The 18,929-nt window shown below is 49.2% G+C and carries 16 protein-coding genes; 13 read left to right on the top strand and 3 right to left on the bottom strand.

Going from position 1 to position 18,929, the window contains the following annotated elements; translation table 11 throughout:
• Positions 1–319: 319 nt before the first annotated feature.
• Positions 320–2,374: a methyl-accepting chemotaxis protein gene (locus HP435_RS23710; RefSeq protein WP_173596718.1), complete on the bottom strand. Its 2,055-nt coding sequence runs from the start codon at positions 2,372–2,374 to the stop codon at positions 320–322.
• Between the two features lie 311 nt (positions 2,375–2,685).
• On the opposite strand from HP435_RS23710, the gene HP435_RS23705 reads away from it, so the two are divergent.
• The 11 genes from HP435_RS23705 (at position 2,686) to HP435_RS23655 (ending at position 13,785) form a co-directional block, all read left to right on the top strand.
• Entirely contained in the window at positions 2,686–3,120 is a 435-nt protein-coding gene (locus HP435_RS23705; protein ID WP_063227323.1) for a hypothetical protein, read from the top strand.
• A 28-nt stretch (positions 3,121–3,148) separates the two neighbouring features.
• Complete coding sequence (locus HP435_RS23700) at positions 3,149–3,541, top strand: VOC family protein (protein WP_063227324.1); 393 nt, start codon at positions 3,149–3,151, stop codon at positions 3,539–3,541.
• A gap of 47 nt (positions 3,542–3,588) precedes the next feature.
• On the top strand, positions 3,589–4,068 hold the full coding sequence (locus HP435_RS23695; protein ID WP_229049746.1) for an SCP-2 sterol transfer family protein: 480 nt from the start codon (positions 3,589–3,591) through the stop codon (positions 4,066–4,068).
• Between the two features lie 89 nt (positions 4,069–4,157).
• On the top strand, positions 4,158–5,318 hold the full coding sequence (locus tag HP435_RS23690; protein ID WP_173598510.1) for a M20 peptidase aminoacylase family protein: 1,161 nt from the start codon (positions 4,158–4,160) through the stop codon (positions 5,316–5,318).
• A gap of 255 nt (positions 5,319–5,573) precedes the next feature.
• Positions 5,574–7,154 (top strand): phosphoenolpyruvate carboxykinase (ATP), encoded by a 1,581-nt coding sequence (pckA, locus tag HP435_RS23685; protein ID WP_173598509.1) that lies wholly within the window; start codon positions 5,574–5,576, stop codon positions 7,152–7,154.
• 430 nt (positions 7,155–7,584) lie between these two features.
• Positions 7,585–8,373, top strand: a complete 789-nt coding sequence (gene sufC / locus HP435_RS23680) for a Fe-S cluster assembly ATPase SufC (RefSeq protein WP_122964443.1) — start codon at positions 7,585–7,587, stop codon at positions 8,371–8,373.
• Positions 8,374–8,394: 21 nt separating this feature from the next.
• Positions 8,395–9,693, top strand: a complete 1,299-nt coding sequence (gene sufD / locus HP435_RS23675; RefSeq protein ID WP_122964444.1) for a Fe-S cluster assembly protein SufD — start codon at positions 8,395–8,397, stop codon at positions 9,691–9,693.
• Complete coding sequence (locus HP435_RS23670) at positions 9,693–10,919, top strand: cysteine desulfurase (protein ID WP_063227330.1); 1,227 nt, start codon at positions 9,693–9,695, stop codon at positions 10,917–10,919. The genes sufD and HP435_RS23670 overlap by 1 nt, the downstream gene beginning before the upstream one ends.
• Positions 10,906–11,343 carry a Fe-S cluster assembly sulfur transfer protein SufU gene (sufU, locus tag HP435_RS23665; protein WP_122964445.1) on the top strand — a complete coding sequence of 146 codons (438 nt, stop codon included), beginning with the start codon at positions 10,906–10,908 and terminating at the stop codon, positions 11,341–11,343. The genes HP435_RS23670 and sufU overlap by 14 nt, the downstream gene beginning before the upstream one ends.
• A gap of 39 nt (positions 11,344–11,382) precedes the next feature.
• The gene (sufB, locus tag HP435_RS23660) at positions 11,383–12,780 is read left to right on the top strand and encodes a Fe-S cluster assembly protein SufB (protein ID WP_122964446.1); all 1,398 of its coding nucleotides are present in this window, start codon (positions 11,383–11,385) and stop codon (positions 12,778–12,780) included.
• Positions 12,781–13,074: 294 nt separating this feature from the next.
• Complete coding sequence (locus HP435_RS23655) at positions 13,075–13,785, top strand: hypothetical protein (protein WP_173596721.1); 711 nt, start codon at positions 13,075–13,077, stop codon at positions 13,783–13,785.
• A 690-nt stretch (positions 13,786–14,475) separates the two neighbouring features.
• Here HP435_RS23655 and HP435_RS29165 read toward each other — a convergent pair.
• Positions 14,476–14,598, bottom strand: a complete 123-nt coding sequence (locus tag HP435_RS29165; RefSeq protein WP_255679174.1) for a hypothetical protein — start codon at positions 14,596–14,598, stop codon at positions 14,476–14,478.
• A gap of 23 nt (positions 14,599–14,621) precedes the next feature.
• Entirely contained in the window at positions 14,622–15,872 is a 1,251-nt protein-coding gene (locus HP435_RS23650; RefSeq protein WP_122964737.1) for a helix-turn-helix domain-containing protein, read from the bottom strand.
• Positions 15,873–16,150: 278 nt separating this feature from the next.
• Between HP435_RS23650 and HP435_RS23645 the strand changes: the two genes are divergently transcribed.
• The gene (locus HP435_RS23645; RefSeq protein WP_173598508.1) at positions 16,151–16,288 is read left to right on the top strand and encodes a hypothetical protein; all 138 of its coding nucleotides are present in this window, start codon (positions 16,151–16,153) and stop codon (positions 16,286–16,288) included.
• 104 nt (positions 16,289–16,392) lie between these two features.
• The gene (locus HP435_RS23640; RefSeq protein ID WP_173598507.1) at positions 16,393–18,723 is read left to right on the top strand and encodes a M56 family metallopeptidase; all 2,331 of its coding nucleotides are present in this window, start codon (positions 16,393–16,395) and stop codon (positions 18,721–18,723) included.
• Positions 18,724–18,929 lie beyond the last annotated feature (206 nt).

The raw sequence follows: 18,929 nt of genomic DNA, 5'->3' as shown, positions 1-18,929 counted from the left end.
GGGAAGCGGAGACTGGCCGCCTGCGGTGAAAAAGGAAAACCGCGGCAAAAGTAGCGTGCTCGAAGAAGCGTGTTCACGTTGCCGCTTAAAAGCCGTTTTCCTTTTTCGCCTCCGGCTTGGTAGGAGTCCGAAAGCCCTGCCGCTTGTTTCTCCTGTTTCCTCGGCCAACGATTCGTCTCTTTCCTCGCCACGCCTGAAGCGCCGATGACGTAATCTACAAAGCGTCACCCCCCAATTGCCTTCACCACCAAAACAAAAAGACTTCGCCCACAAAAACGTGGCGAAGTCTTTTATTGCGAAAACGGAAGCCGTAAACCAACTAACTGAGCTTGAACGAACGAACGTTGTCGTTCAACTCTTCGGCCATTTTGGCCAGCATGGTCGCTGCTGCCGAGATTTCTTCCATGGAAGCGTTTTGTTCTTCCGCTGCGGCTGCGACGGTTTGGGAATTGCCCGCGGATTGCATCGCGATTTGCGAAATGTGGTCGATGGCTGAGACGATCGCTTGCATTTCCTGGCTGATTTTTCGCATTTCAGCCGATACCTCGTCTGTGCGGGTAAGCAGGAGCGAGGTGGAGTCAGTAATTTGCTCGAATGCCGTTCCCGTCGAGTTCACCAAAGACATGCCTTCTCCGAGGATGACGGAGCCGTGACTCATGGCAGCGATGGCGGATTCCGTATCGCGCTGAATGTCGGCGACGATGTTGCTTACTTGTTCAGCCGCCGAGCTGGACTGTTCAGCCAGTTTGCGCACCTCGTCGGCTACTACGGCGAAGCCGCGACCTTGTTCGCCTGCTCTGGCAGCTTCGATGGCGGCGTTCAGGGCAAGCAGGTTGGTCTGGTTGGCAATCGAAGTGATGAGCGAGATCATCTGTCCAATTTCCTGAGAGCGTTGACCCAGTGCGTTGACAGTCGTTGCCGTTTGCTTCATTTGGTCGTGAATCACGGTCATGTGCTCTACCGTTTTGGCGGCCATCTGGTTGCCTTCTGTCGCCTGACGGTTTGCATCGCGAGTGGAGGAGCTGACTTCTTCGATTCCTTTTTCCATCAAAGAAATATGTTGGGCAATTTCGTTGATCACATCGCTGCCCTGATTGGTCGCGTCCACTTGCAGTTCTGTCCCGTAGGCGATTTCCTGGACAGACTGGGCGATCTGCTCTGTCGCTTTGCTCGTCTGCTCGGCGCTAGCCATCAGTTGTTCGGAAGTAGCGGCGACCTGCTGTGCGTTATAGCTGACCTGCCCAAGCGTGTCGCGCAGATTGGCGGTCATCGTATTGAAGCGGCTGGCCATGACGCCCATCTCATCGGCCGTTTTCACATCCATCGAAGCGGTGAAATCGCCAGCGGACAATGCTTGCGAGAGCTGGTTTGCCTTGTTGATTTGTCCGGTCAAATACTTGCTGAAGAAATAAATGACGGCGATGAGAATCAAAAGCCCAAACAGGCTGACTGCCAAAAGCTGATAAAACAGCATGCTCAAAGGCTCGAAAAATTCATTTTCCGGCATGACGAGAGCAATTGTCCAGTTTGTGCCAGCGATTTTTTGGAAGTACAAGCGATTGATCCCGTTCTCATCGGTAAAAGTTTTCGCGCCTTCCTTTTCTGAAAGCAACGCCGGGCCAATTTCGGCAAGAGACGTGTTGCTGTCGCTTTGCACGGATTGCACCATCAGCTTGTCCGTTTGCGGATGAGACAGGAATTTGCCGTCCTGATCAAGCATGAAAGCCCAGCCAGTCTTGCCTACTTGCGTGCCGGAAACCATCGTTTGAATGTCTGTGAGCGTAATGTCGTCTGTGGCTACACCCAAAAGCTTTTTGTCGGGGGAGTAAAACGGAGCCACCACAGTCATCATAGAAATTTTGGAAACCTCATCATAGTAAGGCGGCGTGTAATCGGTTACCTTTGATGTTGCTTTTCCGATTTTGTACCATTCTTGACTAGGGTAGTTGTAGGCGGGTGTACTGTATTCATACGTAATGTCCACCTTGCCGTCTTTTTTTGCGCCATAAGTCGAAACGAACTGTTTGCTCGGATCGAAGGCATACGGCTCCATGAAAATTCCCATCCCGACCGAGGTCTGGTTCACGGGAACTGTTTTGTTCAGCAGGGAATCTAGTTGCTCCAGCGAATACGTAAGAGGAGTCATTTCAATTGTCCGTGCCATGTGCTCTGTGACTTTGCTGTGTGTCTCCAGTTCTTTCTCCACTTTGCCGCTAAGCACGTCCAACTGATAGTTCATTTTGTCCGTCAGTTCCTTGTTCAACAGCGTGTAGGAGAACATAAAGGCCATGCCCATGAGAAGTGCCAAGGTAATGACAATGACAGGAAGGGTAATGGTAAGAGTCCTGGCTCGTAGGCTTTTAAAACGAAACATACATCCGCTCTCCTTTTTCGTTTACTAGCTGAATAACTATTCCCTATATCGGTTTGATTCAAACTTCTCTGTATGAAATCTGTATGAAATTTAGGTGAATGCGGGAAAAGTTTCAAATTAATCAGAAAACGGTGTTCAAACAGTGGCAAATCGAGTACAATGGGATAACTAATTGTTTTACCATAAACCGATTGGTATCTTTTTGCGGGTAGAGCATTCATGGGATTACGGGTTACAATGCGGATACAGACAGATAGTTTCGGCCAGACGCAGTTGTTCTGAAGTCTGGAGAACAAGGAGGGAGACTATTTATGAGTTTTTGTTGTGGTGCTGGAATGGTAGGTTCCGTAGGCTCAGTCCGTCATTATAAAACGCTTGTACACAATGTCCCCATCATGTTTTGTCCTGTATGTGACAGAATTGAGGTTCATCCCGCTATTGAGGGAGAGTACGAAATTTTAGTAGAATATGCTCAGGGAGATCAGGCGCCGGAAGTCGATTTCGCTGATTTTGTCAATGTTGACAATACATCCGAGTTGTTTGAGAATTGTACCATGACGGATGAAGCTGCAAGCTTCGCAGAAGTTTTGAAGCAGCAGATCGATATTTCCTTGGATTTGCTCGGAGTCGCGAAGGAGTTGCAGGATGACGAGTGGCGCGAAGCCCTTATGAATCGCTTGAAACGGTTAAGCGAACGACTGAAGCAGTACAATAAACGCAAGCAAGTGTCGCAAAAAAGCGCATGACCTTTAGTTGACGTGGGAGGCAGTGTGAATGTTTCATTTGAAAGGCGTTCACCACATCGCGTTGAATTGCAGCGATGTCGTGAAGGTAGCTCGGTTTTTTAAGGACATTTTGGAAGTCCCCATCCCGGAAGAGAATATGGTGGAAGGAGCACCTGTCTACTTTCAAATTGGCACATACACACGGATCGGTCTCCATCCGCATGGCGGGGCGGAAGGCAAGGGTGGCGTAGGGCAGGTAGATCACCTCGCCTTTTCCGTAACGAGCCGTGCTGAGCTGGACTATCTGGTCGACAAGCTGGAAGCAGAAAACATTTGCTACCGAGGTCCGATCACGCAGCCTACGAGTTTTAACTTGTACTTTGAGACGCCAGATGGCCATCATCTGGAGGTTCGACTGGACAAGGACGAATTTGATGAATAACAGGTAAAGGCAAACAGGCATCTGCGGCAATCGCAGGTGCTTTTTTTATGATTTCGACAGGCGAAAAAAACAGTGTCGAGAAAAAGGCAGCCGCCGTGACAAGACCCGACAACGGTTCTTATTCCTCGCCAAAGGATTCGACGGAGCAAAAAACGAACCCATTGGAAAAGAGAGGGGGCGTACCTATGATCGGGATCGGCAAATTGCTTGACGAGGTTGGCGAACGGCTGCAAAAGAAGACGCACCTGCGGTTTGTAACGACTGGCTGGGAAAAACGGATCGGGATCGTGATTGATGATACGGCATCGCGTTGGCAGTTGACGATATCAAAAGGCGGCGTTTCGGCAGGCATTTGGGAGGAGGAGCAATCCGCCGACCTGATCGTCAGGGGAGGCGAACATCAGATGGAGATGCTGTTTGGCGGGGATGAGCTTGTATATGCACTAGCCAAGCAGCAGGTGAAAATAGTCGGCACGCTGCGCGATCAGTTGAAGCTCGATGCGATTTTGCGGCTGACGTGCAAGTAGCCGGCCAGCCGCCCCCACTTTCGAACGATTCCGAATAAATAGCGAAAATGTGGTATAATGAGGAAGAAACGATTGGGGGAGGCGCAATCATGTCTAATAGCTTGGCGTTGAAAGAGGCGATTGTTTCGCGTGGGCAAATGATTGACGAAACATTCAGTTATTTGCATGCGAATCCGGAAATCAGCTGGCAAGAGGTCGAGACGACACGCTATCTGGTCGAAAGGATGCAGGCGCTTGGGCTTAAGGTAACCACTTTTGCCGATTGTACGGGACTTGTCGCCGAATGGGGAGAAGGCAAGCCTGTCGTAGGACTTCGAACCGATATTGATGCACTGTGGCAAGAAGTGGACGGGGAGTGGCGCGCCAATCATTCCTGCGGGCACGATGCGCACATGACCATGATTGTCGAAACCGTGGAGGCGTTGATTGCATCCGGCTACCAGCCGCCCGGAAAGCTGAAAATCTTGTTCCAGCCGGCAGAAGAAAAAGGCACAGGCGCTTTGAAGCTGGTGGAAAAAGGTGTCGTGGACGACATCGACTATTTGTACGGCGTTCATCTCCGACCGATTCAGGAAATGGCGAATGGCACAGCAGGGCCAGCCATTTACAACGGCGGGGCGATGTTTTTGTACGGAGAGATCACGGGAGTGTCAGCGCATGGAGCCAGACCTCACCTCGGGGTGAATGCGATCGAAGTGGCAGGAGCGATCATCTCGGGAATCGGTCAAATCCATTTGAATCCGATGGTTCCGGCCACTGTCAAAATGACGATGCTGCAAGCGGGAGGAGAGAGCTACAACATCATTCCCGACAAAGCGAGATTCGCCCTCGATTTGCGCGCGCAAACGAATCAGGCGATGGACGAGCTGATTGCCCGCGTCCGCCAGATGATAGAAGGAATTGCTGCGTCTTATCAAGCGCAAATCAAGCTGGAAGAAGGTTCGCGAATGGTTGCCGCGGAAGTGGATGAGGAAGCGAAAGGATTGATGGAACAGGCGATCGTCGACGTGCTCGGAGCGGACAACCTGAAGCCTGCGCCAGTCAGCCCGGGAGCGGAAGACTTCCATTATTACACAGTGGAGCGGCCGCGAATCAAAGCGACAATGCTCGCTCTCGGTTGCGACTTGCAGCCTGGATTGCATCACCCGCACATGCAATTCGAGCAGTCGGCTCTAAAAGACGGCGTCGGAATCCTCAGCCGCGTCATCGTTCGCACGTTTGAGCACGCTGCTGCCAAGACTTTGGGCTAAAAAATGCACTGTCTAACCCGCTGATGCAGCGGGTTTTTTGCATCCATTCTTTCACTAGGGGGTGGACATGAAGAGGAAGAACTGAAATACTGTAGGATGGGAAAACTACAAGGGAGGTTATTCACACATTCTCCACAACAGATTATAAAATTATGTGGCTTATTTGATTAAATGTGATATACTAATTACAAATCGAACGACAATGAAAAAGTTAACTTAACTGGATATACATTTTGGGAAGGAGATCGTTCACACATGGAGACCAATACGGTTCACAAGCTTTCTGACATTCTGGGAGCTACTCAGGTACATCGCAACCTGCCTGTAGCTGGACTCGTTGAGATGGCAGTAAAGCGTGGCGAAGGGATTTTGACCGACAAGGGGGCGCTCAATGCGCTAACAGGCAAGTTTACCGGCCGTTCGCCAAAGGACAAATTTGTGGTGGACGAAGCTTCCGTACACGATAAGATTAACTGGGGGCCGGTTAACCAGCCGATTTCCCCGGAAAAATTCCAGGTACTCCAGCAGGACGCACTTCACTACTTGCAAACGAAAAACGAGCTGTTTGTGTTTGACGGTTTTGCTGGCGCAGACAGGACTTACCGTCTGCCAATCCGCGTCGTAAACGAATACGCTTGGCACAACCTGTTTGCGCATCAGCTGTTCATCCGTCCTTCTGCGGACGAACTGGCAGCGCACGAAGCAGAGTTTACTGTCATCTACGTGCCGAACTTCAAAGCAAATCCGGCGGTTCACGGAACCAACTCCGAAACTTTCATCGTGATGAGCTTTGAGCAAAAAACCGTATTGATCGGTGGCACCGAGTATGCGGGCGAGATGAAAAAATCGATTTTCAGCGTCATGAACATGCTCTTGCCTGAGCGCAACGTACTGTCCATGCACTGCTCGGCAAACGTAGGCAAAGACGGCGACGTAGCGTTGTTCTTCGGATTGTCCGGTACAGGCAAAACGACTTTGTCCGCTGACCCGAACCGCTTCTTGATCGGTGACGACGAGCACGGCTGGTCCGACAATGGCGTATTCAACATCGAGGGCGGATGCTACGCAAAATGCGTCAAGCTGTCCGAAGAAGGCGAACCGCAAATCTGGAACGCCATCAAATTCGGCACGGTTCTGGAAAACGTAGACGTAGACCCTGTTACTCACGCAGCAGATTACGACAGCACCAAATATACGGAAAATACGCGCGCAGCTTACCCGGTAGAGGCAATCTCCGGCGCAGTGATTCCTGGAGTGGGCGGCCAGCCAAACGTCATCATTTTCCTGACTGCCGATTCGTTTGGCGTTCTGCCTCCAATCTCCAAGCTGAACAAAGAGCAAGCGATGTATCACTTCCTGTCCGGCTATACAAGCAAAATGGCAGGTACAGAGCGCGGCGTAACGGCTCCGCAAACCGAGTTCTCTACATGCTTCGGATCTCCTTTCCTGCCGCTGCATCCGGTTGTTTATGCCGAAATGCTCGGTAAAAAGATCGATGAGCGCGATGTTCAGGTTTACCTCGTAAACACTGGCTGGACTGGCGGCCCTGTAGGTGTCGGACAGCGCATGAAGCTTTCCTACACGCGTGCAATGGTTACCGCAGCTTTGAACGGCGAGCTGGAAAAAGTAGAGTACGTGCAAGATGCAATCTTTGGCGTACACGTGCCGACTTCTTGCCCGAACGTGCCGGCAGAAGTGCTGCAACCGCGCAACACATGGGCAAACAAGGAAGACTACGACAAACAGGCAGCTGACTTGGCTGCACGTTTCATCGAGAACTTCCAGAAGAAATTCCCGAACGCAACGGATATCGCTACGGCAGGTCCAAAAGCGTAAGCGCACCTATACCTATAGCTTGATTGCGAAACCCGTCAGTTTGTCGCTGACGGGTTTTTTTGTGGCAGGCACAGCTTTTCCATTTGACGCGCGATATTTACTCGGGTAAGCTTCCAATGGCAGGCTTTTACACGAGCCATCGGGTGTGGCTTTTTCCATTTCGGGAACAATCTCGGGCAACTGAGGACAAGAAACTTTTTCAGGAATTTGGAAAAGGGTATTGGAAGAAGCGAACTGGGAAAAAATGCTTGGGTGGGTGCCCTATTTGGAAAGGAAATAGGAAGCAAAAGCGTACTTTCTATATATAATGATATAAAAAATACAGATATGTTTCATTCCTTGATTTATAATTATTCTTATTATAAGATAGTTATTGAGAATGGATTGAGAATTTACCAACTCACTTTTGACGTGTATGGAGGGAATTCAGATGACAGCAGTACCGCATTTGCAAATAAAAAACCTTCGCGCCAAGATCGAAGAAAAAGAGATCCTCAAGGGTCTGAATTTGGAAATCAAGGGCGGAGAAGTGCACGCGATCATGGGACCGAATGGTACCGGTAAATCGACACTGGCATCTACGCTGATGGGTCACCCGAAATATGAGGTAACAGATGGCGAAGTGCTGATCAATGGCGACGACCTTTTGGAAATGGAAGTAGACGAGCGCGCACGCGCAGGTCTGTTCCTGGCTATGCAATACCCGTCCGAAATCAGTGGCGTAACGAACTCTGACTTCCTGCGTTCCGCAATCAATGCGCGTCGCGGCGAAGGCAACGAAATCTCCCTGATGAAATTCATCCGCGAGATGGACAAAAAAATGAACACGCTGGAAATGGACGATTCTTTTGCTCACCGCTACCTGAACGAAGGTTTCTCCGGCGGGGAGAAAAAGCGCAATGAAATTTTGCAAATGATGCTCCTGGAGCCAAGCATCTGTATCCTCGATGAGATTGACTCCGGCCTGGACATCGACGCGCTGAAAATCGTAGCCAATGGTGTAAACGAAATGCGTTCCGCTGACCGCGGTTTCTTGATCATCACTCACTACCAACGTTTGCTGAACTATGTAAAGCCTGACTTCGTACACGTCATGATGCAAGGTCGTATCGTGAAGTCCGGTGGTCCTGAATTGGCTGAGCGCCTGGAGGCAGAAGGCTACGACTGGATCAAAGAAGAGCTCGGCATCGAGGACGAAACCGTAAACGCCAACGTGTAGGAAGAAGGAGGCAGCAGTGAAATGAGTGTGGATGTACAGCTCCGCTTCGGTTCCGAAGCGATCACCGAGTACTCCAAAGCTAATCAGGAGCCTGCCTGGTTCCTGGAAAAGCGCCTCGCCGGACTGAAGGCGGCGGGAGAGCTTCCGCTTCCCGCTTTGGAGAAAACGAAGATTGACAAGTGGAATACTGTTGATTTCGATCCGTTTCAAACCACTGCCAAGGTAGCGTCGGCCAATGAGCTGAGCGAATTGGTAAAAGGGCAAATAGATGTGGACAGCGTGAAAAACCTGGTTGTGCAAAAAAATGCCTCCACCGTTTTTCATGCCGTGACAGACGAGCTGAAAGCACAAGGCGTGATTTTTACAACGCTGGCTGACGCTTTGCAAAATCATGGCGAACTCGTTCAAAAATACATGCATCAAGTTATCGCGCAAGACGAGCATAAACTGAGTGCGCTGCATGCCGCAGTTGCAAACGGCGGCGTTTTCCTCTACGTTCCGAAAAATGTAGAAGTAGATGCACCGCTTCAGGTTGTATACGAAATCGCTGGTGACCATGCGCTGTTGGCTCCTCACGTGTTGATCGTGGCAGAAGCGAACAGCAAAGTAACCTACGTCGATACATACGTATCTGGCGAAGGCAAAAGCATGGTAGCGAACAGCATTGTGGAAGTGTTCGTAGGAGCTGGCGCATCCGTGCAGGTAGCTTCCGTGCGTTCCTTGTCCACAGAAGTTCACGACTACAGCTTCCGTCGCGCAATCGTTGATCGTGACGGAAACATGGAATGGATTTTGGGCGAAATGAACGATGGCAACACGGTTGCCAACAATACTACTGTTCTCAAAGGAACAGGTTCGAACGCACTGACCAAGTCCATTTCGGTAGGGACAGGTTCCCAGCGTCAAAACTTGACTTCCCAGGTGCAGCATATCGGAACCCACTCCGAGTCTGACATGGTGAGCAAGGCTGTTATGACAGGTGAAGCAGTCAGCATTTTGAACGGTATCACCAAAATCGAAAAAGGCGCTGAAAAGGCAAACGGTGTGCAGGCGGAAAATATCCTGATGCTGAGTGAAAAAGCTCGTGGCGATGCCAACCCGATCCTTTTGATCGATGAGGATGACGTCAAAGCGGGGCATGCTGCTTCGGTAGGACGCTTCAGTGAAGAGTCCATCTACTACTTGATGTCGCGTGGAATTTCCCGTCAGGGCGCAGAACGTCTGATCATTCTCGGCTTCCTCGATCCGGTCGTTTCCGAGATTCCGGTGGAAGAAGTGAGAAACAAACTCCGTCAGGCGCTTGAAAGGAAGTTAGGCTAATGAACGCCAAGGAGCTTCGGAAATATTTTCCCATCCTTCACCAAGAGGTAAACGGCCATCCGCTCGTTTATCTAGACAATGGAGCAACCTCTCAAAAACCGCTTCCGGTAATTGAGGCGATGGATAAATACTACAAGGAGTTCAACTCCAACGTGCACCGCGGCGTGCACACCTTGGGCAACCGGGCGACAGACGGCTACGAGGGCGCGAGAGAGAAGGTTCGCGCCTTCATCAACGCCCGCGAAGCGGCGGAGATCGTCTTTACGCGCGGCACGACGTCGGCGATCAATACGATTGCCTACGGCTACGCGCGTCTGGTTCTGAAGCCCGGGGATGAGATTGTGACCACACTGGTCGAGCACCACGCCAATTTCATTCCGTGGCAGCAGGCAGCCAAGGCTACCGGAGCGACCTTCAAGTTCATTCCGCTGGCAGAGGACGGTACCGTCACTCTCGAAGCGGTCAAGGAAACAGTAACAGACAATACCAAGATCGTTGCCATTCACCATATTTCCAACGTACTTGGAGATACTACTCCGATCAAGGAAATTGCCCAGATTGCCCATCAGCACGGTGCCCTTTTGTTCGTGGACGGCGCTCAGGGCGCTCCGCACAAAAAAATCGACGTCCAGGATTTGGATTGCGATTTTTACACGTTTTCTGCCCACAAAATGGCTGGCCCTACCGGAGTCGGCGTTTTGTACGGAAAGCGCGAGGTGCTGGAGCAAGTCGAGCCGATGGAATTTGGCGGTGAAATGATCGACTACGTGGATATGTACGATTCTACGTGGAAAGAGCTTCCGTGGAAATTCGAGGGCGGAACGCCGATCATCGCAGGCGCGATCGGACTTGGTGCTGCGATCGACTTCCTGGAAGAAATCGGGATGGAAAACATCGAGCGTCATGAAAAGCACCTGGTGAAATACGCCATGGAGCAAATGCGCGAGATCGAAGGACTGAAAATTTACGGACCGCAGCAAGACCGCAGCAGTTTAATTACATTCAATCTGGATACGGTGCATCCGCATGACCTGGCTACTGTGCTGGACAGCTACGGGATCGCAGTTCGTGCAGGCCATCACTGCGCACAGCCGCTTATGCGCTGGCTGAATGTGACGGCTACCGCTCGGGCAAGCTTCTACCTGTACAACACAGAGGAAGAAGTGGATGTGCTGGTAGCGGGATTGAAGAAGACGAAGGAGTATTTCGGCAATGTCTTCTCTTGATGATTTATACCGCCGCGTGATCATGGACCACTACCAGAAACCGCGCAATCGCGGCAAGCTGGAAGAATCCGACGGACTCATTGTTAATTTGAATAACCCGACTTGTGGCGACAGCATCTCGCTCTCTTTGAAAGTGGAAGAGGGCAAGGTGGTAGATGCGAAGTTTCTCGGCGAAGGCTGTTCGATCAGCATGTCATCGGCTTCGATGATGACGGATGCGGTCAAAGGCATGCCAGTGGAGGAAGCACTTGAACTGGCGCACAAGTTCTCCGAGATGATGCAGGGCAAAGAAATCGACGACTCGATTGATTTGGGTGACATCGAAGCTTTGTCAGGCGTAGCCAAGTTCCCTGCGCGGATCAAGTGCGCCACTCTGGCCTGGAAAGCGCTGGAGCAAGGCATCAAACAGGCAGAGCAAAAATAGCATCAGGTAAGGACATGAATGAAGAAGGAGTGAGCAACGATGGCTAAAAAAGCCCCTGAGATACAGGATTACCAGTACGGCTTTCACGATAAGGACGTTTCTGTATTCCGTACGAAAAAGGGTTTGACCCGCGAGATCGTCGAGGAAATTTCCAAGATCAAAGACGAGCCGGCGTGGATGCTGGAGTTTCGTTTGAAAGCTTTGGATATTTTCAACAGCATGCCGATGCCAAAATGGGGCGGCGATCTGGACGACCTCGATTTCGACAGCATCACCTACTATGTAAAGCCTTCGGAAAAGCAAGGCCGCAGCTGGGATGAGGTGCCGGAAGAAATCAAGGCAACCTTTGACAAGCTGGGTATCCCGGAAGCGGAGCAAAAGTTCCTCGCAGGTGTATCGGCTCAGTACGAATCCGAGGTAGTTTACCACAACATGCAGGAAGACCTGGAAAAACTGGGCGTTCTGTTCTGCGACATGGATTCGGCAGTAAAGCTGTATCCTGACATCGTGAAGGAATACTTCGCGACCGTAATCCCGCCAGCAGACAACAAGTTTGCGGCACTGAACTCGGCAGTATGGTCCGGCGGTTCCTTCATTTACGTGCCAAAAGGCATCAAAGTGGAAACACCGCTGCAAGCTTACTTCCGTATCAACTCGGAAAACATGGGCCAATTCGAGCGTACGCTGATCATCGCGGACGAAGATTCGTTCGTGCATTACGTAGAGGGCTGTACAGCTCCGATCTACAGCACGGATTCCTTGCACTCCGCTGTTGTAGAAATCATCATCAAAGAGCGCGCGCGTTGCCGTTACACTACGATCCAAAACTGGTCCAACAACGTATACAACCTCGTAACCAAACGTGCGGTTGCTTACGCTGATGCGAACATGGAATGGATCGATGGCAACATCGGTTCCAAGCTGACGATGAAATACCCGGCAGTTATCATGAAAGGCCCACGCGCCAAAGGTACGGTTCTTTCCATCGCAGTAGCAGGAAAAGGACAGCACCAGGACGCAGGCGCCAAAATGATTCACTTGGCACCGGATTGCACGTCCACAATCATTTCCAAATCGATCTCCCGTGACGGCGGAAAAGTAACCTATCGCGGTCTGGCACAGTTTGGACGCAAGTCGGAAGGCTCCAAGTCCAACATCAAGTGCGACACGCTGATTCTCGATAAACTGTCCACGTCCGACACGATCCCGTACAACGAGATCATGAACGACAACATCACGCTGGAGCACGAAGCGACTGTATCCAAAGTGTCCGAGGATCAGCTTTTCTACCTGCGAAGCCGCGGCCTGTCGGAAGCAGAAGCGACCGAAATGATCGTCATGGGCTTCATCGAGCCATTCACGAAAGAATTGCCGATGGAGTATGCGGTGGAGATGAACCGTCTCATTAAGTTTGAGATGGAAGGCTCCATCGGTTAACCCTTGCGCCACAAGGGTTTCCGGGCTTCGTAAATAGGCGTGCCTATTTATTGCCGCCTGAATTTTGACGTATCGCTCGTAGAGGGATGAAGATGCGTCCATAATGTATGAACATATAAATACGTGTCCGTTTTGACTTTCACGCTTGCGTGCTCAAGTCTTTCGGACACGTATTTTTTGTATGTAGGTGATGATCAAAAAGTAGTTGAAAATAAAAATGTGAAATATATACATAAATAGTAAAATATTATAAAAAACAAATGTAATATAAAATAAAAGATGGAGGTAATAACCTTGAAAAAGTTTATGCTATCTTTTTTGTGTGCAGCAATTTTAGCGGTACCTGGCACCTCTTTTGCAAAGGAACCAGGTGTGGATATTATTGAGACCAACGCTAAAGAAGAGATACAAAATATGGAAACTATAATTGATAACACTTGGGAGGACAGTCCTGATATTTTTCCTGACAGCGACAATAAAGTTACTTTGTTTAGAGAAGATTGTGGATGCGATGATGTTATTCAGAAGAAGACAAACATGATCTATATTGGGGGTGAAATGCCATTGGAGTACACGATTCACAAAGGGCGCCTTGTGGTAATGAAAAGACCTGATCTTCATTACTACACACAAAACTTTGAACAGACTTGGTGGAACCAATATTCTGGAAAGTTCGCCCAAAAAGCCAGCGAAGGACTGGGTACTTACGTAAGTTTCAGAATAGGTGGTAAACTTCCATATATGGCAAGATTGTTGAAATTAAAAGATCGGGGGGAAAAACCTTTCCAATATGCGGATTATGCTTTTGGGGTACTTGGATATATGGAGCAAGAACAGATACCGCTTTGGGGTGATATTATCTCTGCTGGTGTGCCTAAGAGCGGAACTGAAATTTCTATTGTTTACATTAGCAAAACAGGTAAAGATAACAGCTGGAAGTATCGAGCAAGATTTGAAGTTGAAGATGATGGGACGGTTAAAATCGACCATTGGACTGTGAAATAGTGATAAAAGGGAAGCACTCTCGCTTCCCTTAAAAATTTTGTTGGTATACAATAAGTGGAAAAATAGGGGGACGGAAATGTACACTGGTGTGTTTAGTATCAGTGATTTGTTAGGTATAGCAGTTGGAATTGTTTTTTTTATGGTGATTAAATATACATTTAGTAAACAAAAGTCAACATGGAGCTATAAGGTGAGGGAGTACATCATACTCGTAATGATTATTTGGGTATTAAAATCCCTGGTTAATAAGTTCTTTTGATATATTCGTAATTAAAAATCGTTCTCGGAAAAGTTATTGAAGATTGTGGGCTGATATACAGTAAAAGCTCCGGAACATAATTCTGTAGGCTTTCATTGATGCTCAAGAAATCTCATGAAAAATGTAGAGAGAAGCGAAAAATCTATCGTGCAAAAGAACATGCAAATACGTGTCCGCTTGTGACTTTCACGCTCGCGTGCCTGGTCAATCGGACACGTATTTTTGTATTCGCATGAATGTTCCTTCCAGCAAAAGTCGTCCTCTCTTCAAAGCAACCACGCATCATGCCCCACATGCCCCGTGAACAACCATCGTGCAACGAGTCGAGAACACCCGTGACAAAACCCCCACCAAACCCCCCACCAAACCCGTACATAACAATGACACGAAACAAAAAAAGAGAGGCAATATCGCCTCTCTTTTCACAACGATTACCAATCCGGCTCCACCAGATAAGGCTTCGCTTTTGGCTTTGCAGCGGCACTGACGTCTTCTGATACGACGGGCGAGGAAAAGAACAAGACAAGAGCAAGAATCCAAAGAATCTTTTTCATGAAGCTTTCCTCCTTTTCTATGTTTATATAATATTATCACATATATCTTCAAGAATTTCCATATTTTTGAAAGATAGATTTTTGTTGTTTGTGCGATGGTGGCGGAGGAACAGGCGGATGCCATCGATGACCTCGGAGGTTGTGCCCAGTTGTTTGAAATATTTGATGCTTTCGCTCAGGCTGTGGAATCCTTGATCGAACTTCTCCAGCGAGATCAAGCAGAGTGCCTTGCGCCTGTAGTATTGCGCCAATGTTTTCATTCGATAAGGATGTTGCGGCGTGGCTTCCGGGAGAAACTGATCTTCCGATTCGATCAGCCGCAGAAGCTCGTCTGTTTTTCCAGCCTCCAGATAAGATGCCATGAGGTCGACGACGATGGATATCCGCCCTTCTTTTTTCGCCTCCTGCAAGCAGACGCGGAACAACTCGATCGCTTCCTCGTGCTGGCCTTTTTTCGCCAACAGGGTGGCGCGAAAATGATTTTTGCGAAAATCGGCGTATTGGCTGTTCTCGTATTCTTTCAAGTAGATGGCAGCGACGTGGATGTCTCCGAAGTAGACACATGAGTTGAACAGCGAGATGTAGGCCGATGCTTTTTGCTTGCTATCCGTCCGATCCTCGCGCAAGCCCAGCCTGCATAACTCGATGCTTTCGTCGTGCAGTCCCAGAATGTTGGCGTGAACACCCATTTTGTAATAGTAGTCGATGCGATCTTCTGTATAGAGATGCTCGGTGTAGAGGAGCAGCTCCTTCCCGCGACGATACGTTTCCTCGAAACGGGAGAAGTCGTCTCGTTCGATCAAATACCGTTCATACAGGGCGCTGGCGAGATAGGATGGTATGCCCCGACTTCTCGTGAATGTAATAATCGAATCGCATAAAATACGTTTGATTCGCTTGTTCTCCGTATCTCTGGCGGTGCCGTCGATATGATCCAACGCTCTGAATGTATCAATCCGGGGAGATTCCAAATAGCGAATGGCAACTTTCGCGACAAGTGCTTCCCAGCCTTCCCGAATCACCTCTGCCAGGACAATTTCCAGCGTTTTCGGATGATAGGTCGTGTCTACAAAAGCGTTTATGATCGTGCTAGGCGCTATATCCATAGCGTCCGCTATTTTTTTCCACGTGGTATAACTGGGCCGCTTCGTCTCCCCCGATTCAATGGAGGATAAGGTACTTTTGCTGACCCCGGACATTTCTGCGAGATCTGAAAGAGATAGATTGCGTCGACTACGATGGCTGCTAATGAGTTCACCTAATGAAAGCGACACCACACCGAGCCTCCTTTTCCATTATCTGTATCTATACCCACTTTACCACAAAATAAATTGGACGGGTCAATAAATTTCCAGTATAGGCAAACGTATCAGAAAATAAAAAGGGGGAGGGAAGTCTTTGCTGAGAAGACACCCGGCTGTTCCCTTGCGGACTGTACTTTGAAGTTGGTTATACTCGCAAATTTTCGATTTCCTCATATTTACAATTTAAATTTACAAATGTAATATTATCAACATATCATTTACAACTGTAAATTTAAAGGAGTGAATGCGTGGGAGAATTGCCGAAAATATCTGAATCGGAACCGGAAAACATGAAAGAGATTTGGAAGAGAAGCCCGATCACGGCTGAGCAGATTGCGATTTATTTGTCCGACTCCAGCGAGCGGAGCGACCAGGCGGTTCGATAGGGTGATCGAACTTTTGCAACAGGTGCTACAGGAGAAGAAAGAGAAAAAGGAAACGGTTCTCAGACCTAAGCAAAGGCTGGAAACTATAAAAAGAGGGAAAAGACATGGATATGGTAGTTGACGTTTTTTTATGGTTCTTTTATTCCACACTGACCGCAAGTGTTGTTGCCTTGCTGGTGATGGCTGTGCAAAAAATGTTTCATCGCCGCATGAGCGCACGCTTTCGCCATTTGCTGTGGATGATCGTCTTGCTTCGGTTGCTGCTTCCTGACTTCCCTGACAGCCCTGTCAGCATGTTTCACGGACTGCCATATGCTTCCGACATAAAAAGAGCTGTTCTTGCGCTAAATCCTTTTGCGGACGGGCAAACGTCCAAGGAATTACCACAAAACAGCCAAGAAAATGTATCTACTCCAAACCATTTTACCACGATGAACGAGAAAAATCATGGGATCGCGAAGCCTGTTCTTTCCGAACAAGCTCAACAGCAACAAGCCCCTGCTGCATCCCGGCATGGTCTTGCCTTGCAATTGATTTCACTGGTGTGGCTGATCGGCTCCGTGACGATCATCGCCGCATTGTTCGCCTATACGCAAAAAATAAAGAGACGGTTTCGGACATACAAACGGATTACGGACGAGCAGACTCTGGCTGTCATGAACAATTGCCGCCGGAAGTTCCGCATCAGGCAGCCGATTCCTTTGTATACGGGAAGCGATTCGATCGGCCCGTACGTTTTCGGAATACTCGCTCCGCGGGTGTATTTGCCACAAGCGATGGAAAAGGAGTTGGACCATGTTCAACTCGCCCACGTTCTGGCGCATGAGGTAGCCCACGTAAAAAGACGGGATACGCTGTGGAACACGCTGAGTGTTTTGGCGCTGGCGATTCACTGGATGAATCCGCTTGTCTGGTTGTGCATGAAACAGATGAAAACAGACGGAGAGCTTGCGTGTGACGCATGTGCGCTGGAAGTTTTGGGAGAAGCCGAGGCGATCCCTTATGGACTGACCATGATTGAGTTTCTCAAGCATGCATCGACGAAACAGAGCCGGCAACCGTTGCTGTTCTTTTTCGAATCGAACGATAAAAAGGAAATTCTCAGGAGGATTACGATGATCCAATCGTTTAAAAAAGGCTCTTACCGCTTGTCGGCAATCGCTGGCGTGTGCGTCGTTTGCATCGGGACAGCGGCGTTGACCCATGCGGCCCAGCCGGGAGCAGGAACCATACAGGAGAGCCATGCTGTGAGCAGTTTGGCGGCGAACAAAAAGGAAGTGCTGGTTGATGCGCCGATTCGAAGCTATACGGAATTGGAGAGAGCAGTCAAGGTCGCGGATTTTCCGTTTAAAGTTCCCGCTGCTTTACCAAAAGGCTATATGTTGCTAGGCATCGATGTAGGACCTGAGGATGTCATGAAGCACGGATCAGACGAGAACAAACATACAGGAAAAAAACGGACAATGGTCCGCATGTATTTGCAAAAGATGGGAAATGACGGAGAGCATGATTACATTGACGGCGGCCTGGAAATTACCGCAATCCATGGCGGAGCGGGGCTGGATGCCGCTTACACGGAAATTGTCAAAGAAGAAGAGCTGGGCTGGCCCATCCGGGACGGCAGCATCAAAGAGATGAAAAAGGAAACGCTGAATGTACAAGGAGTGAATGTGCTAAAGGCGGCTGCCCACAGGGAAAAGGAAGTGGACAAATACAGCGTCTGGCTGGATAACGGCGTACAGTATCGCATCCATAATCGTCTGGATGGCGTTCTTGGAAAAGACATCACAGACGCCGATTTCGCCAAAATGATCACTAGCATGACAGCTCCTGATCAGCAGGCGTACAAACAATACACCGTGCAACGAAAAGGCGCGTCCCGCGATATTTATGACACCGACGATTTGCAGCAAGTGCAAAAAGCGATCGGATTTGCACCCAAATTTCCCGTTCAGCCCCTCGGGAAGTATCGGATCGAACGTGCTCAACTTCAACCAGCAGCAATTTATCTAGGGGAGAAGGACGGCAAGGCAAGTGAAAGCCAGCTGCTCAATATGGAGTACATGGGAGCGGACATCAACCAGGAAGGGATTTACCAATTCTGGTTTGTGCAGTTCAAAGACGTTAACCTGTTGGAGCAGTTCAAAAAAACCGGAATGGTCCTGGACGGCTCCACAGAGAAACGTACAGGAAAAACCAGTTCTGTCTCCATTGCTGGAAAAGAAGTGATCAAAACAGAAGTGCTTCAGGAGAATGCCTCTCCACAGCTGCTTCATGTCAGCTACACTTGGGCAGAGCAAAATGCATACTACGCAATCGGATTTAGCCTGGTCAAATCGAAGAACAATCCTGATTGGGACAAGAATATCGATCAATCTGTGCTGGTGGAATACTTGATGAAGCAACAAAAGATGAACCTCGCCGATCCGAAGTAAGACAGAAGAAAAGGGGCGTCGACCTGGACGCTCCTTTTTCAATGAACAAACAAACACTTAACCTTGGATAGTGGAGGGGAAATGATGATTTCTCCTACAATAATCGTGCCCGTTGTAAATTTTTCCTTATCCGCTGATGGAACGCCGTGTGCGATGAAAGTCGCCCGCACGGTGTAGGCTCGAGCAAAACTCCCGCGCAAAAGATG

This window comes from Brevibacillus sp. HD3.3A, assembly GCF_013284375.2.
GTDB lineage: Bacteria > Bacillota > Bacilli > Brevibacillales > Brevibacillaceae > Brevibacillus > Brevibacillus parabrevis.
The sequence above is the reverse complement of the archived record's forward strand: the minus strand, read 5'-3'. Positions and strand labels throughout refer to the sequence as shown.

Excerpts from the sequence above, each read along its gene's own strand:
- sufU (WP_122964445.1), top strand. The coding sequence starts at position 10,906 with ATGTCTTCTCTTGATGATTTATACCGCCGCGTGATCATGGACCACTAC.
- HP435_RS23640 (WP_173598507.1), top strand. The coding sequence starts at position 16,393 with ATGGATATGGTAGTTGACGTTTTTTTATGGTTCTTTTATTCCACACTG.
- sufB (WP_122964446.1), top strand. The coding sequence starts at position 11,383 with ATGGCTAAAAAAGCCCCTGAGATACAGGATTACCAGTACGGCTTTCAC.
- HP435_RS23700 (WP_063227324.1), top strand. The coding sequence starts at position 3,149 with ATGTTTCATTTGAAAGGCGTTCACCACATCGCGTTGAATTGCAGCGAT.
- pckA (WP_173598509.1), top strand. The coding sequence starts at position 5,574 with ATGGAGACCAATACGGTTCACAAGCTTTCTGACATTCTGGGAGCTACT.
- HP435_RS23695 (WP_229049746.1), top strand. The coding sequence starts at position 3,589 with ATGATTTCGACAGGCGAAAAAAACAGTGTCGAGAAAAAGGCAGCCGCC.
- HP435_RS23705 (WP_063227323.1), top strand. The coding sequence starts at position 2,686 with ATGAGTTTTTGTTGTGGTGCTGGAATGGTAGGTTCCGTAGGCTCAGTC.
- sufD (WP_122964444.1), top strand. The coding sequence starts at position 8,395 with ATGAGTGTGGATGTACAGCTCCGCTTCGGTTCCGAAGCGATCACCGAG.
- HP435_RS23690 (WP_173598510.1), top strand. The coding sequence starts at position 4,158 with ATGTCTAATAGCTTGGCGTTGAAAGAGGCGATTGTTTCGCGTGGGCAA.
- HP435_RS23670 (WP_063227330.1), top strand. The coding sequence starts at position 9,693 with ATGAACGCCAAGGAGCTTCGGAAATATTTTCCCATCCTTCACCAAGAG.
- sufC (WP_122964443.1), top strand. The coding sequence starts at position 7,585 with ATGACAGCAGTACCGCATTTGCAAATAAAAAACCTTCGCGCCAAGATC.
- HP435_RS29165 (WP_255679174.1), bottom strand. The coding sequence starts at position 14,598 with ATGAAAAAGATTCTTTGGATTCTTGCTCTTGTCTTGTTCTTTTCCTCG.
- HP435_RS23710 (WP_173596718.1), bottom strand. The coding sequence starts at position 2,374 with ATGTTTCGTTTTAAAAGCCTACGAGCCAGGACTCTTACCATTACCCTT.